Annotated in this window: 17 protein-coding genes; 5 read left to right on the plus strand and 12 right to left on the minus strand. The window is 66.3% G+C overall.

Annotated elements, in window-relative coordinates; translation table 11 throughout:
• From P1U75_RS09225 to folK, 10 genes are all read right to left on the minus strand, one after another.
• Positions 1-171 (minus strand): DUF1491 family protein (locus P1U75_RS09225; protein WP_300242459.1); only part of this gene is annotated, 171 nt, incomplete at its 3' end.
• 5 nt (positions 172-176) lie between these two features.
• A complete protein-coding gene (gene era, locus P1U75_RS09230; RefSeq protein ID WP_300242411.1) occupies positions 177-1,082 on the minus strand; it encodes a GTPase Era in 906 nt (301 codons plus the stop codon).
• A 129-nt stretch (positions 1,083-1,211) separates the two neighbouring features.
• Complete coding sequence (gene rnc / locus P1U75_RS09235; RefSeq protein WP_300242413.1) at positions 1,212-1,895, minus strand: ribonuclease III; 684 nt, start codon at positions 1,893-1,895, stop codon at positions 1,212-1,214.
• Positions 1,892-2,728 carry a signal peptidase I gene (gene lepB, locus P1U75_RS09240; protein WP_300242415.1) on the minus strand — a complete coding sequence of 279 codons (837 nt, stop codon included), beginning with the start codon at positions 2,726-2,728 and terminating at the stop codon, positions 1,892-1,894. The genes rnc and lepB overlap by 4 nt, the downstream gene beginning before the upstream one ends.
• Positions 2,729-2,789: 61 nt before the next feature.
• Positions 2,790-3,221: a holo-ACP synthase gene (gene acpS, locus P1U75_RS09245; RefSeq protein ID WP_300242417.1), complete on the minus strand. Its 432-nt coding sequence runs from the start codon at positions 3,219-3,221 to the stop codon at positions 2,790-2,792.
• An 88-nt stretch (positions 3,222-3,309) separates the two neighbouring features.
• The gene (locus tag P1U75_RS09250; protein ID WP_300242419.1) at positions 3,310-4,056 is read right to left on the minus strand and encodes a pyridoxine 5'-phosphate synthase; all 747 of its coding nucleotides are present in this window, start codon (positions 4,054-4,056) and stop codon (positions 3,310-3,312) included.
• 34 nt (positions 4,057-4,090) lie between these two features.
• The gene (locus P1U75_RS09255) at positions 4,091-4,747 is read right to left on the minus strand and encodes a DUF2062 domain-containing protein (protein WP_300242421.1); all 657 of its coding nucleotides are present in this window, start codon (positions 4,745-4,747) and stop codon (positions 4,091-4,093) included.
• A 31-nt stretch (positions 4,748-4,778) separates the two neighbouring features.
• Entirely contained in the window at positions 4,779-6,911 is a 2,133-nt protein-coding gene (locus P1U75_RS09260; RefSeq protein ID WP_300242423.1) for a bifunctional (p)ppGpp synthetase/guanosine-3',5'-bis(diphosphate) 3'-pyrophosphohydrolase, read from the minus strand.
• Between the two features lie 25 nt (positions 6,912-6,936).
• Positions 6,937-7,290 carry a DNA-directed RNA polymerase subunit omega gene (gene rpoZ, locus P1U75_RS09265; RefSeq protein ID WP_300242425.1) on the minus strand — a complete coding sequence of 118 codons (354 nt, stop codon included), beginning with the start codon at positions 7,288-7,290 and terminating at the stop codon, positions 6,937-6,939.
• Positions 7,291-7,389: 99 nt separating this feature from the next.
• Positions 7,390-7,959, minus strand: coding sequence for a 2-amino-4-hydroxy-6-hydroxymethyldihydropteridine diphosphokinase (folK, locus tag P1U75_RS09270; protein WP_300242427.1), 570 nt, complete (start codon positions 7,957-7,959; stop codon positions 7,390-7,392).
• A 136-nt stretch (positions 7,960-8,095) separates the two neighbouring features.
• Here folK and P1U75_RS09275 point away from each other — a divergent pair, with 136 nt between their 5' ends.
• Positions 8,096-8,671, plus strand: coding sequence for an NYN domain-containing protein (locus tag P1U75_RS09275; RefSeq protein WP_300242429.1), 576 nt, complete (start codon positions 8,096-8,098; stop codon positions 8,669-8,671).
• A gap of 51 nt (positions 8,672-8,722) precedes the next feature.
• Here P1U75_RS09275 and P1U75_RS09280 read toward each other — a convergent pair whose 3' ends face one another.
• On the minus strand, positions 8,723-9,193 hold the full coding sequence (locus P1U75_RS09280; RefSeq protein ID WP_300242431.1) for a cytochrome c: 471 nt from the start codon (positions 9,191-9,193) through the stop codon (positions 8,723-8,725).
• A gap of 141 nt (positions 9,194-9,334) precedes the next feature.
• On the opposite strand from P1U75_RS09280, the gene ispH reads away from it, so the two are divergent.
• From ispH to rnhA, 4 genes are read left to right on the plus strand one after another with little or no spacing between them, the layout of a single operon-like run.
• Positions 9,335-10,285, plus strand: coding sequence for a 4-hydroxy-3-methylbut-2-enyl diphosphate reductase (ispH, locus tag P1U75_RS09285; protein ID WP_300242433.1), 951 nt, complete (start codon positions 9,335-9,337; stop codon positions 10,283-10,285).
• 12 nt (positions 10,286-10,297) lie between these two features.
• Positions 10,298-10,750, plus strand: a complete 453-nt coding sequence (locus P1U75_RS09290; RefSeq protein ID WP_300242434.1) for a DUF3429 domain-containing protein — start codon at positions 10,298-10,300, stop codon at positions 10,748-10,750.
• Positions 10,747-11,340 carry a methyltransferase domain-containing protein gene (locus P1U75_RS09295; protein WP_300242436.1) on the plus strand — a complete coding sequence of 198 codons (594 nt, stop codon included), beginning with the start codon at positions 10,747-10,749 and terminating at the stop codon, positions 11,338-11,340. Before P1U75_RS09290 ends, P1U75_RS09295 begins: the two co-directional genes overlap by 4 nt.
• The gene (rnhA, locus tag P1U75_RS09300; protein ID WP_300242437.1) at positions 11,333-11,791 is read left to right on the plus strand and encodes a ribonuclease HI; all 459 of its coding nucleotides are present in this window, start codon (positions 11,333-11,335) and stop codon (positions 11,789-11,791) included. The genes P1U75_RS09295 and rnhA overlap by 8 nt, the downstream gene beginning before the upstream one ends.
• On the opposite strand, the gene P1U75_RS09305 is transcribed toward rnhA, so the two are convergent.
• Positions 11,788-13,287, minus strand: a complete 1,500-nt coding sequence (locus P1U75_RS09305) for a caspase family protein (protein ID WP_300242438.1) — start codon at positions 13,285-13,287, stop codon at positions 11,788-11,790. The two genes, rnhA and P1U75_RS09305, sit on opposite strands and share 4 nt — an antisense overlap.
• Positions 13,288-13,327 lie beyond the last annotated feature (40 nt).

Here is a 13,327-nt window from a genome sequence, read left to right on the forward strand (position 1 = left end):
GTCCAGATCGAAACCGCGCTGGAACAGCACCGCCTGCCCGTCAAGCGTGTTGAGCTTGACCAGAACCGCGCCGGCGGTGTCGTCGCCATGGGCGGTGACAAAGGCGGGGATCTCGCGCAGGCGCAGGCGGGCCAGATAGGCATCGACCCAGAACCGGGCGGTCAGGCGCATGGCGCTCAGTTCCCGTCCTTGAAGTCGAGCCCCATTTCCGAATAGCGCTCGGATTCCTCCAGCCAGTTCGGGCGCACCTTGACCTGCAGGAAGAGGTGCACCTTGCGGCCGAGAAACTCTTCCAGTTCCTCGCGCGCGGCTTTGGAGACGGCCTTGATCGTCTCGCCCTTGTGGCCCAGCACGATGCCCTTGTGACCGTCGCGCATGACATAGACCAACTGGTCGATCCGGGCCGAGCCGTCCTTGCGCTCGTCCCAGTTCTCGGTCTCGACGGTGAGCTGGTAGGGCAGTTCCTGGTGCAGCCGCAGGGTCAGCTTTTCGCGGGTCATCTCGGCCGCGATCATCCGCATCGGCAGATCCGCGATCTGGTCCTCGGGGTAAAGCCACGGCCCCTCGGGCAGTTCCCCGGCCAGCCATTTGCGCAGGGCGGGTACGCCGTGGCCCTTCTCGGCCGAGATCATGAAGGTCTCGGCAAAGGGGTAGCGGGCGTTCAGATCCTTGGCCAGGACCAGCAGGGTCTCGGCCTTGACCCGGTCGATCTTGTTGATCGCCAGCGCCACGGTGCGGCCCTTGCCGATCTCCTGCAATCCCTCAAGGATGCGCTCGACCCCCTCGGTGACGCCGCGATGGGCCTCGACCATCAGCACGATGATATCGGCATCCGCTGCCCCGCCCCAGGCCGCCGCGACCATGGCGCGGTCAAGCCGGCGGCGCGGGCGGAACAGGCCCGGAGTGTCGACAAAGACGATCTGCGCCTCGCCCTCCATCGCGACGCCGCGGATACGGGCGCGGGTGGTCTGCACCTTGTGGGTGACGATCGACACCTTGGCACCGACCATGGCGTTGGTCAGCGTGGACTTGCCCGCGTTGGGCTCTCCGATCAGGGCGACGAATCCGGCGCGTGTGGTCATAAGGGATTCCCGTTGTTGAATTGGGTTCCGATAGAGGATTTTGCGCGGGTTGGCTAGGGAGGGGGTGCCGCGATCGCGCAGGGCCGGGTCAATCGCCCGGCGCCCTTGGCGGTTCCGGTCCCCTGGAGTCTATGCCCGCTCCAGCCGCGCCAGCAGCGCCTTGGCGGCGGATTGCTCGGCCTGGCGTTTCGAGCCGGCGGTGGCCTGCGCCTCCTCGCCGGTCTCCAGCCGCGCGGCGATGGTAAAGACCGGGGCGTGATCGGGACCGGCGCGGGAGACCTCGGTATAGCTGGGCGGCGGCAGGCGGCGGGCCTGCGCCCATTCCTGCAGCGCGGTCTTGGCATCGCGGGCATCCTCTTCGACGCTGCGGATACGCTCGCCCCAAAGCCGCAGGATCATGTCGCGCGCGGCCTCGAACCCGGCATCGCGGTAGACGGCGGCGATCAGCGCCTCCATCGCATCGCCCAGCAGCGCCTGCTTGCGCCGCCCGCCCGAGAGCATTTCGGAGCGCCCCAGCTTGAGCACCGCGCCGAGATCGATCTCGCGCGCGACCTCGGCGCAGGCCTCCTTGCGCACCAGCGCGTTGAAGCGCGGGGCAAGCTGGCCCTCGGTCGCGGTCTTGTCGTCCAGAAGCAGCGCCTCGGCCATCACCAGCCCGAGCACCCGGTCGCCGAGAAACTCGAGCCGCTGGTTGTCGGCCCGCGTCGGCGAGGAGACCGAGCCGTGGGTGAGGGCGCGCAGCAGCAGTTCGGGCCGCCGGAACCGGTGCCCGATCCTGTCTTCAAAGGTCTTCAGTTCGGCCGAAAGTTTCACTCGATCCCCTTGAAGAACCGATCGCCGCGCCAGGTCCAGAAGTACAGCATCGACCGCCCGGCAGAGGAGAACATGATCCGGTCGGCCCGGCCGACGATGTTCTCGTAGGGAACGAAGCCCACCCCGCCCGCAGCCTGCGGCAGGCGACTGTCGCTGGAATTGTCGCGATTGTCGCCCATGAAGAAATAATAGCCTTCGGGCACGGTGTAGATGCCGGTGTGATCCGAGCTCTGGTCGCCGATGTTGAGGATGGCGTGGCGCACGCCGTTCGGCAGGGTCTCGATCTGGCGCGACTTCTCGCAGGCGCCGCCGTTGCCCACCGGGCCGTTTTCACAGCGCGGGCGATAGCCCTGCGGCCCCTGCGGCGCCGAAATCTCGGTGAACACGCCGGCGTCCTCGAGCTTCACCGCCGCGCCGTTGATGTGCAGCACCCCGTCGATGACCTGGATCTGGTCGCCGGGCAGGCCGATCAGGCGCTTGATGAAATCGGCGCCGGTAACCGGGTGGCGGAACACCACCACGTCGCCGCGCTCGGGGTCTCCGCCCCAGACGCGAGCGTTGTCGCGCTTGAGAAAGCCGCAGAGGTTCTCGGCATCGATGTTGATGCCGATCGCGGGCAGCTTGATGTTGGGGCAGGAGGCGAAGGAATACCCATAGGCCATCTTGTTGACGAAGAGGAAATCGCCGATCAACAGGGTTTCCTTCATCGAGCCCGAGGGAATCCAGAACGGCTGGAAGAACAGGGTGCGGAACACCCCGGCGATCAGCAGGGCATAGACGACGGTCTTGATCGTCTCCCAGAGGGCGTGTCCGGTTTTTTCAGTTCGGGCCATTCGGCTCTCCGTCAGGGTTGGGATGGGCTCGGTCGCTTCTTGCGGGCCGGACCGGGGTAAGTCAAGCCGAGGGCCCGCCCGGGGCCCCGACCCCGGCGATGGGCCACGCCTCGATCACGACAAAGGCCTGCGCCCAGGGGTGATCGTCGGTCAGGGTGACATGGATGATCGCCTCGTGCCCCGGCGGGGTCATCTGCGCCAGGCGCTCGGCGGCCCAGCCGGTGACATGCATGACCGGCTGGCCGGTGCGCAGGTTGCTGACGCCCATGTCCTTCCAGGCGATGCCCATGCGCAGCCCGGTGCCCAGCGCCTTGGAGCAGGCCTCCTTCGCCGCCCAGCGCTTGGCATAGGTGCCGGCGACGTCGCGGCGCCGCTCGGCCTTGCGTTGTTCGACCTCGGTAAAGACGCGGTTGCGGAACCGGTCGCCGAAACGCTCCAGCGTACGCGCCACCCGGTCGATATTGGCCAGGTCGGTGCCGATCCCGAGGATCATGGCGTCTCCGTTTCCATCCGTATCCGGGCAAGAATCTTCTGAAGATTCTTGCCGCGACTTTTCAGAAAAGTCGCTGTCGGCGCCGGGGTCACGCCCGCGCCTCGTCCATCAGGCGGCGCATCTCGCGGATCGCCGGATCGAGGCCGCGAAAGATCGCCTCTCCGATCAGGAAATGCCCGATGTTCAGCTCGCGCACCTCGGGGAAGGCGGCGATCGGCTGAACCGTGTCATAGGTCAGACCGTGACCGGCGTGCACCTCGAGCCCCAGCGAGGTCGCCAGCGTCGACATATCGCGCAGGCGCGCCAGCTCTTCGTCACAGGCCGCGACGCGCCCCTCGGCGTGGAAATCGCAATAGGCCCCGGTGTGCAACTCGATGACCTCGGCGCCGATGCGCGCGGCGGCCTCGATCTGCGGCCGGTCCGCCCCGATGAACAGCGACACCCGGCAGCCGGCATCCCGCAGGGGTGCTATGAAACCGGCCAGCCGGGCTTCGTCCTGCGCCACTTCAAGCCCACCCTCGGTTGTCCGCTCCTCGCGCTTTTCGGGCACGATGCAGACCGCGTGCGGTTTGTGCCGCAGCGCGATCGCCTGCATCTCGTCCGTCGCCGCCATCTCGAAGTTCAGCGGCACGCTCAGCGCCTCGGCCAGCCCCTCGATATCGGCGTCCGAGATGTGGCGGCGATCCTCGCGCAGGTGCGCGGTGATGCCGTCGGCGCCGGCCGCCTCGGCCAGTTTCGCGGCGCGCAGCGGGTCGGGATAGGCGCCGCCGCGTGCGTTGCGCACGGTAGCCACGTGGTCGATGTTCACGCCCAGCCGCAGACGGGATTCGGTCATTGAGGGACTCCTGATCAGAGAATTCGCGCAGACATTAGTCCGGCTTTGCGACAAGGTCAGCCTCTGCGCTGGCTTTTTTCTTGATCGCCTCGAACTTGGCCTTGATCTTGGCGCGGCGCCGCTTCTGGTAGGCGCGGATCAGCGGCACGCTGACGAAATAGGCGATGGTGCCGGCCACCGCGCCGGGGATCAGCCCCCCGACCATATAGGGATAGAAGATATCGTGGTAGAAGGCCGCCAGCCCGTTCCAGTCGGCGTCACGGTCGGTAAAGAGCGCGATGATATTGTCCCTCAGATCCCGCCCGGCATAGGCGAACTTGCCCAGAAACCCGGTGTGCCGGGCCTCGTCGAACTGCGTGCCGAGCAGGAAATGCCCGGTTCGCAGCGAGATTACCCCGATCGGCACATAGGTGAGTGGGTTGCCAAAGAACGTGGCGCTGAGTGCGGCGAGAAGATTGCCCCGCATCAGCCGCGAGATCAGGAAGGCGACCACGAAGTGCATGCCGTAGAACGGGGTGAAGGTGGTGAATACCCCGGCCCAGATGCCACGCGCGATCCGTTCGGGCGTGTCGGGCAGGCGGCGCACGCGGTGTTTGACGTAAAGAAAGGCGCGGTACCAGCCGCCGCGGGGATAAAAGAACTCCAGGACGATCTTGAAGAGCGAGCGTCGATCCCGGCGTTTGAATACCAACCTCGTCGTCCCCTTGGTCCCGGCGCCGCCGTCAGCCCGCCGCGGCGTGGGCCGGTGATGTTTCGCGGTAGCGTTCCACCGAGGCCACGTCGCTTTCGGCCTCGAGCATCAGCATCAGCGAGTGGAGCTGCTCCACATCCCGCAATTCGACATCCACCATCAGACGATAGAAATCGGGCTTGCGATCCACGAATACAAGATTGCTGATATTGGCCTTTTTCTCACCGATCAATGTGCAAATACGCCCCAGCACGCCCGCGTCGTTGCCGATGGTCATGTCCAGGGTCACGGTATAGACCGCCGGGTGGGTGCCCGAATGCCAGTGCAGATCGACCCAGCGGCCCGGCTGTTCCTCGAACTCGCTGAGCCGGTCGCAGTCGATTGTGTGCACCACGACGCCCTTGCCGCGATAGGTGATGCCGACGATGCGCTCGCCCGGCAGCGGCTGGCAGCAGGGCGCGCGTTCGAAACTCTGACCCGGCTGCACCCCGATCACCGCCCGGCGCGGCGGCACCTGGTCGCCATCGTCGCGGGCCAGCTCGGGATAGACCGCCTGCACGACGTCATGCGCGGTCAGCTCGGCGCTGCCCAGCCGCGCCAGCAACTCGTCGCGATTGGTCAGCCGCAGGTGCCGCGCGGCGGCGTCGAGCGCCTTGTCGGTGGCCTTGCGCCCGACGTGTTCGAAGGCCGAGCGCGCCAGTTCGTGCCCCAGCTTGATGAAGCGGCCTCGGTCCAGTTCGCGCAGGGCGCGGCGGATCGCCGAGCGGGCCTTGCCGGTGGTGGCGATCTCCAGCCAGGTGACCTGCGGCGTCTGGCCCTCGGCGGTGATGATCTCGACCGACTGGCCGTTCTTGAGCCGGGTCCAGAGCGGCACCCGGATGCCATCGACCTTGGCGCCGACGCAGGCATGACCGATGCGGGTGTGGATCGCATAGGCATAGTCGATCGGCGTCGCGCCGCGGGGCAGCTTCACCACATCGCCCTTGGGCGTAAAGCAGAACACCTGGTCGGAGTACATCTCAAGCTTGACCGCCTCGAGGAAATCCTCGTGATCCTCCTCAGCGTCGAACTGTTCGGTCAGCGAGGCGATCCATTTCGCCGGATCGACAGCAAAGGGGTTTTCCGACCGCACCCCGTCCCGATAGGACCAATGCGCCGCCACCCCGGTTTCGGCGACGTCGTGCATCTGGCGGGTGCGGATCTGCACCTCGACCCGCTTGCCGTCGCGGCCCGACACGGTGGTGTGGATCGAGCGGTAGCCGTTCGATTTCGGCTGGCTGATGTAATCCTTGAACCGCCCCGGAACCGCACGCCAGCGCTGGTGGATGGTGCCCAGGGTGCGATAGCAATCCTCTTCGCTGCCGGTGATGATGCGGAATCCGTAGATGTCCGACAGGCGCGAGAACCCCTGTTCCTTTTCCTGCATCTTGCGCCAGATCGAATAGGGTTTCTTGGCCCGACCGAAGACCTCGGCCTCGATCCCGGCCTTTTCCAGTTCGTGCCGCATGTCGCCGGTGATCCGGTGGATCACGTCGCCGGTTTCGCGCTGCAGGGTGATGAAGCGGCGGATAATCGATTGCCGCCCCTCCGGATTGAGCACCCGGAACGACAGGTCCTCGAGCTCCTCGCGCATCCACTGCATGCCCATGCGCCCGGCCAGCGGCGCGAAGATATCCATCGTCTCGCGTGCCTTCTGGGCCTGCTTTTCCGGCTTCATCGCCTTGATGGTGCGCATGTTGTGCAGCCGGTCGGCCAGCTTGACCAGGATCACCCGCAGATCCTTGGACATGGCCATGAACAGCTTGCGGAAGTTCTCGGCTTGCTTGGTCTCGCGGCTGGAGAGCTGGAGGTTGGTCAGCTTGGTAACGCCATCGACCAGTTCCGCCACCTCGGAGCCGAACCGGCGCGTCACCTCGGAATAGCTGGCCTTGGTATCCTCGATGGTGTCGTGCAGCAGCGCGGTGATGATTGTGGCATCGTCGAGCCGCTGCTCGGTCAGGATCGCGGCGACGGCGACCGGGTGGCTGAAATAGGATTCGCCCGACTGGCGCGTCTGCCCCGCGTGCATCTCCAATCCGAAGGCATAGGCGTCGGCGATGCGGGCGGCGTTGGTTTTCGGGTTGTAGTTGTGGACCAGCGCAATCAGGTCTTCGGCTGAGATCATCCGGTCCGCATCCTCGTTTGCCCGATCAGCCCTGGCCCTGGGCCTCCATCAGCTTGCGCAGCAGCATTTCCTCGTTCATGTCGTCCTCGGCCGGCTTGTCGGCCTCGGCGCCCATCAGGAGGGCCATGCTGTCCTCTTCCGGCTCATCGACCTCGATCTGGGTCTGGTTCGATTCGATCAGCCGCTCGCGCAGCTCGTCGGCGCTCTGGGTTTCGTCGGCGATCTCGCGCAGGGCAACGACCGGGTTCTTGTCGTTATCGCGGTCCACCGTAATCGGTGCGCCGGCGGAAACCTCGCGCGCACGATGTGCGGCCAGCATCACCAGTTCGAACCGGTTCGGTACCTTGTCAACGCAATCTTCAACCGTCACGCGGGCCATCGGGAGATCTCCAATACTAATCCGGGTCCAGAGCGGGGCTTTGTAGCGGCGAATCTCCGGGTTGACAAGGTGGCTCGGCGCAGGGTCGCGCGGGGCGGGTCAGATCGGCCGGATCTGCGCCAGATCCCCGGCCGGCAGCGCCGCCAGCAGCGCCGAAACCGGCTGCCGCAGGACCGGATGCACCCAGTCGGGCGCGATATCGGCCAGCGGCACCAGCACGAAGCCGCGATCCTGGAGCCGCGGATGCGGCAGGATCAGCCCCTCGGGCGCCATGCGGCGTTGTGCCGCGACATCCAGGTCGCGCCAATGGTCGTGGGTGGCCGGATCGGGCGCAATCACGTCGTCCATCATCAGTAGATCAAGATCCAGCGTGCGCATGCCCCAGCGCAGCTGCCGCTCGCGTCCGAAGCTGGCCTCGATTTCGTGAAGAACCCCGAGCAGGGCCTCCGGCGCGAGGTCGCAGGCCACCTTTACAGCCGCATTGACATAGTCGGGCCCGGCACCGGGCGGGTAGCAGGGGGTCGTGAAAAACCGGCTCACGGCACGAATCAGCAGCCCCCGCTCGGCCATGGCGGCGACCGCCGCGACCAGGGTGTCCCGTGACGATCCGGCGCTGGAGGGCAGGTTCGCGCCCAGCGCTACACAGGTATTTGACCGGATTTCGGTCATATCAGTCGGCCTTTCGACTGGTCGCGGGCCTTGCGGTACACTCGATTTCTCTTATTTTGTTCCCATCATTTCGCCAGATTTAATCACTCACTCTCGGAACACCACGGCGAACTGATCATTTCGGAAGGACATTTATATGTTTTACAAGGACGAACGGCTTGCGCTGTTCATCGATGGATCGAATCTTTACGCCGCAGCCAAGGCTCTGGGTTTTGATATCGACTACAAGCTGCTGCGCCAGGAGTTCATGCGCCGCAGCAAGCTTCTGCGGGCATTCTATTACACCGCGCTGTTGGAAAATGACGAGTATTCGCCGATCCGCCCGCTGGTGGACTGGCTGCATTATAACGGGTTCACCATGGTCACCAAGCCGGCCAAGGAGTACACCGACAGCATGGGCCGCCGTAAGGTCAAGGGGAACATGGATATCGAGCTGACGGTCGATGCCATGGAACTGGCGCCGCGCGTGGACCATATCGTGCTGTTCTCCGGTGACGGCGACTTCCGTCCGCTGGTGGCCAGCCTGCAACGCCAGGGGGTTCGTGTTTCGGTGGTCTCGACCATCCGCAGCCAGCCGCCGATGATCTCGGACGACCTGCGTCGCCAGGCCGACAACTTCATCGAATTGGAAGAGCTGAAGGAAGTGATCGGGCGCCCCCCGCGCGAGCACCAGTCGTCGGACACGCGCAACGTGGCTTACGCCAGCAACTGAACGCGGGGCGGGCATCTGTCGCCGCGCCGGGTTGGGGCCCGGTTGCGGCGGTCAGCCGCCCGCCTGCGCATTGATCGCGTTGTGTTGCCGGATCACCGCGTCGGGCCAGGTGCTCTTGATATAGGCCAGGACGGCCAGGACATCGTCCGGGTCGAGGGTATCCTTGAACCCTGGCATGCGGCTCTTGTAGCCGTTGCCGACAATCTGCGCCGTGCCGTGCCAGGTCAGCGCCAGCAATTGCTTGTCCGGATGGTGCCAGGTGTGGCCGGTCTCATCGTGCGGCGGGGCTGGAAGATAGCCGTCCGCATCGCGGTCGCGCCAGTTCGGCGCGCCCTGCCGCCCCAAGCCGTGGCAACTGGCGCAAAATCCCTTGTAAATCTCGGCGCCGCGCGCGACCGCTTCGGTATCGGTATAGGGCAAAAGCCCCTGCTGCGCCTCAGCCCCGGTCTGCCACCAGATAACCGCCGCCGAGAGCGCCAGCGCACCGATCCCTGCGGAAATCCCCGCCTTGGTCTTGTTCATCCCGTTCTCCTGCGCTTCGATAGCCTCTCGCGGTCCTGCCAGCTTCCCCCGCCGGAAGGTCCAATCACGCCCGCGTGAGTGGCGCGCGGGCTGGACCATCGCGCGCAGAGGTCTTACCTGTCGGGGCAAGGAGACCGCGACATGACCAAACCGCCCCTCACCCTCTATCTCGCCGCGCCGCGCGGCTTTTGCGCCGGGGTGGACCGCGCGATCAAGATCGTCGAGATGGCGCTGGAGAAATGGGGCGCGCCGGTCTACGTGCGCCATGAGATCGTGCACAACAAGTTCGTTGTAGACGGGCTGCGCGACAAGGGCGCCGTCTTTGTCGAGGAACTGGCGGACTGCCCGGAGGATCGCCCGGTGATCTTCTCGGCCCACGGGGTTCCGAAATCGGTGCCCTCCGAGGCGGCGCGGCGACACATGGTCTATGTCGATGCCACCTGCCCGCTGGTCTCCAAGGTGCATATCGAGGCGCAGCGGCATTTCGACAACGGGTTGCAGATGATCATGATCGGCCATGCCGGCCACCCGGAAACCATCGGCACCATGGGCCAGCTGCCCGAGGGCGAGGTGGTGCTGGTCGAGACGCCGCAGGACGTGGCGAGGGTTGCGGTGCGCGATCCCGACCGGCTGGCCTATGTCACCCAGACCACGCTCAGCATCGATGACACCGCCGATATCGTCGCCGCCCTCAAGGCGCGGTTTCCCGCCATCGTGGGGCCGCACAAGGAAGACATCTGCTACGCTACCACCAACCGGCAGGAGGCGGTCAAGGCGATCGCCGGGAAATGCGACGCGATGCTGGTGGTGGGCGCGCCGAACTCGTCGAACTCCCGCCGTCTGGTCGAGGTCGGGGCGAAGACCGGCTGTTCCTATTCCCAGCTTGTGCAGCGGGCCGGGAACATCGACTGGCGCGCGTTGGAGGGGATCGGCAGCGTCGGCATCACCGCCGGGGCCTCTGCCCCCGAGGTGCTGGTGAACGAGGTGATCGACGCCTTTCGCGCCCGCTATGATGTCACGGTGGAGACTGTACAAACCGCCGCCGAAAACGTGGAATTCAAGGTGCCGCGCCTGCTGCGCGCGCCTGCCTGAGCGGAGCGCCCGATGCACCGCATCCCCCCTGCCCCGCTGCTGCTCGGTCTGGTCGGTCTTATCCCGTTTCTCTGGGGCGCTGCGACCTATCTGAACGGCGATCTGCAGGCCTGGGGCGCGGCGCGCCTGGGGCCGCGCTTCGTCGGGCCCTACATCCAGCTGTTCTACGGCTCGGTGATCCTCAGCTTCATGTCCGGGGTGCTCTGGGGATTTGCTGCCAGGGCCGATGGCGGACAGGCGGCAACCGGATATGTGCTGTCGGTGATTCCGGCACTCTGGGCGTTCTTCATGACCGGCGGCGGACCGGTGGCGGCGGGGACCAACCTGATCTTCGGCTTTGCCGGGCTGCTGCTGCTCGACGCGGCGTTTTCCCATTGGGGGCTGACGCCGCCCTGGTGGATGCGGCTGCGGCTGCTGCTGAGCGTGGTGGCGATCAGCTGTCTCGCGGTGGGGGTCTGGCTGTGAGCGATCCCGAAACGATCCGCATTTACGACCAGCGCGCGGCGGATTACGCCGAAATGACCGACCAATACAACATCGCCGATCCGCGTCTGGCGGCCTTCATCGCGGCCTGCCCCAAGGGTGGCCGGGTGCTGGATCTCGGCTGCGGGCCCGGGGCGGCAGCGGCAAGGATGGCCGAGGCGGGGTTGGTGGTCGAGGCGGTGGATGCCTCGGCCGCGATGGTGGCGATGGCGGCCCGCCATCCGGGCGTGACCGCACGGCAGGCCACATTCGACGACATCGCGGGCGACGCAACCTATGACGGGATCTGGGCCAACTTCAGCCTGCTGCACGCCCCGCGCCCCGATTTCCCGCGCCATCTGGCGGCACTGCATCGCGCCCTGAAACCCGTCGGGGTCTTCCTCATCGGGCTAAAGCTGGGTAAGGGGGCAGCCCGCGACAGCATCGGGCGGCACTACACCTATTTCTCAGAGGACGAATTGATGGACCACCTCCGCACGGCGGGCTTCGCGCCCGGGGATGTCAAACACGGGGCAAGCGAGGGGCTGGACGGCACCACGGCGCCCTGGATTTCGGTGCTCGCCCATGGCTGAACTCATCGCCTATACCGACGGGGCCTGTTCCGGCAATCCCGGCCCGGGGGGCTGGGGGGTGCTTCTGCGCGCGATGGAGGGCGGCGAGATCGTCAAGCAGCGCGAGCTGAAGGGCGGCGAGGCGCAGACCACCAACAACCGCATGGAGCTTCTGGCGGCGATCAACGCGCTGGAAAGCCTGACGCGGGCCAGCGAGTTGACCATCGTCACCGACAGCAATTACGTGAAGAACGGCATCACCGGCTGGATCTTCGGCTGGAAAAAGAACGGCTGGAAGAACGCGGCGAAAAAACCGGTGAAGAACGCCGAGTTGTGGCAACGGCTTGACGCGGTGCAGGCGCGCCACAAGGTGACCTGGAAATGGGTCAAGGGGCATGCCGGCCACCCGGAGAACGAGCGCGCCGACGAGCTGGCCCGCGAGGGCATGAAACCGTTCAAGACAAAAGCCTAGTCGCAGTCATGCAGCTTGCGCCGCGCGCCGATGCAGTCTGCCGGCCGGATCGGAGCGATCTTGGTCGTGTCCTTGCGCGTCGTCGCGCCGGTGATATTGGTGCCCTTTTGGGCCTGCGATGCTGCGTCCTTGTCCGCCGGGGCGGCGGGCGATGTCGCCTTTCCCCCCCCGTCAGTGACCGCCGGCTTGCGCACGGTGGTGCGCACCGGCGCGCGCGGGCATTCGACCCCCGCGTGCGTCTCGAGCAGGGTGCGGATACGCAACAGTTGTGCCGCATCGCCAAGACCGGCGGTCGGCACGGCGACACCGGCAGCCTCGCCGAAGGTCACCAGCCCACGCCGTGAATTGCGCCCGAGAATCCCGTCGATTCCACCGCGATAGCAGCCGCTGACCCGAAGCATGCGCTGGATGTCGCGGGCCAGAACGTCGCTGGACGGCAGGTCCTGAATGGCGGGCGCGGGCCCCGGCACGGGGGTCGGGGTGGGGATGAGGGCGGCGAGGCTTTCGCGCCGCCCGCCCGTGTCATTCGGTTCGCTCCGCGCCGCCCGCCGCAGCGCCTCGCGTTTTTCCAGCGCAAAGGCATAGAGCGGATGATCACTCTGTCCCTCGTGCCGGATCAGGAAAGCATCCCAGTCGGCCAGGGTGCCGTCGCGGTCGATGCGCACGAAATCCTCGGCCAGCGACGGCCCGGCGGCGGGGGCCGCCTGAACGGCGGGCGCGGGCGGCGTGGGGACGCCGCCGCCGCTCCTGGGGTTGATCACATACTCGCTGCCCCCCAGCGAGGAATAAACAAAGGGTGCCGCCCCCGGCACCGACTGGCGCATCCGGTCGCGGACCCGGCCCAGCACCCGGCGCACATCGGCCGGCGGTCCGTCCAGCGCCGCGAGGAAGGCGGCGGTAAAGGGCGAATTGCCGCCCTCGGGTCCGTCCGGCGTGATCGCGCCTGCGGCGGCGGCATAGGCGACCAGCGTATCGCTCTGGTTGGTACGGATATCAGCCAGCCCCTGGCTGACGCCGCGGTTGCCCCCCGATTGCTGCATGCGGATCACGAAGGGGTTGTTGCGGCAGGCGTCCAGCACCACCATCTTCATCACCTGCGCGCCGGAAATCTGACGCAACACAAGATCCAGATCGACCATCTCCAGCGGCGCGTCGCGCTCGTCCTCCAGACGGGCATCGACCGGGACGAGGTAATTGGTGCCGCCGATCTCGATGCCGTGACCGGCGTAGTAGACCAGCGCAATTTCGGAGCGGTCGGCCATGTCGCGGAACTTGCGCAGCGCATCGCGCATGCCGATCCGGCCCAGGTTGGTGCCGCGCAGCACGGCAAATCCCTGCCGCTCCAACGCCTCGGCCACGGCGGCGGCATCGTTGTGCGGGTTGTCCAGCGGCGCCACCGCGGAATAGTCGGAATTGCCGATCACCAGCGCCACCCGCCCGGCCAGCAGGGCCGAGGGCAGGACCAGAAGGACGAGGATCAGTGACAGAACGCGCATGACCGGCCCCTTGCCGCGAAACAGCTCCAGTCTAGGCGAA

It is taken from the genome of Antarcticimicrobium sp. (assembly GCF_029212575.1).
Classification (GTDB): Bacteria; Pseudomonadota; Alphaproteobacteria; order Rhodobacterales; family Rhodobacteraceae; genus Antarcticimicrobium.

Coding starts and splice junctions, on each gene's coding strand:
- era (WP_300242411.1), bottom strand. CDS start 1,082: ATGACCACACGCGCCGGATTCGTCGCCCTGATCGGAGAGCCCAACGCG.
- lepB (WP_300242415.1), bottom strand. CDS start 2,728: ATGGCCCGAACTGAAAAAACCGGACACGCCCTCTGGGAGACGATCAAG.
- acpS (WP_300242417.1), bottom strand. CDS start 3,221: ATGATCCTCGGGATCGGCACCGACCTGGCCAATATCGACCGGGTGGCG.
- P1U75_RS09250 (WP_300242419.1), bottom strand. CDS start 4,056: ATGACCGAATCCCGTCTGCGGCTGGGCGTGAACATCGACCACGTGGCT.
- P1U75_RS09260 (WP_300242423.1), bottom strand. CDS start 6,911: ATGATCTCAGCCGAAGACCTGATTGCGCTGGTCCACAACTACAACCCG.
- rpoZ (WP_300242425.1), bottom strand. CDS start 7,290: ATGGCCCGCGTGACGGTTGAAGATTGCGTTGACAAGGTACCGAACCGG.
- folK (WP_300242427.1), bottom strand. CDS start 7,959: ATGACCGAAATCCGGTCAAATACCTGTGTAGCGCTGGGCGCGAACCTG.
- P1U75_RS09275 (WP_300242429.1), top strand. CDS start 8,096: ATGTTTTACAAGGACGAACGGCTTGCGCTGTTCATCGATGGATCGAAT.
- P1U75_RS09280 (WP_300242431.1), bottom strand. CDS start 9,193: ATGAACAAGACCAAGGCGGGGATTTCCGCAGGGATCGGTGCGCTGGCG.
- ispH (WP_300242433.1), top strand. CDS start 9,335: ATGACCAAACCGCCCCTCACCCTCTATCTCGCCGCGCCGCGCGGCTTT.
- P1U75_RS09290 (WP_300242434.1), top strand. CDS start 10,298: ATGCACCGCATCCCCCCTGCCCCGCTGCTGCTCGGTCTGGTCGGTCTT.
- rnhA (WP_300242437.1), top strand. CDS start 11,333: ATGGCTGAACTCATCGCCTATACCGACGGGGCCTGTTCCGGCAATCCC.
- P1U75_RS09305 (WP_300242438.1), bottom strand. CDS start 13,287: ATGCGCGTTCTGTCACTGATCCTCGTCCTTCTGGTCCTGCCCTCGGCC.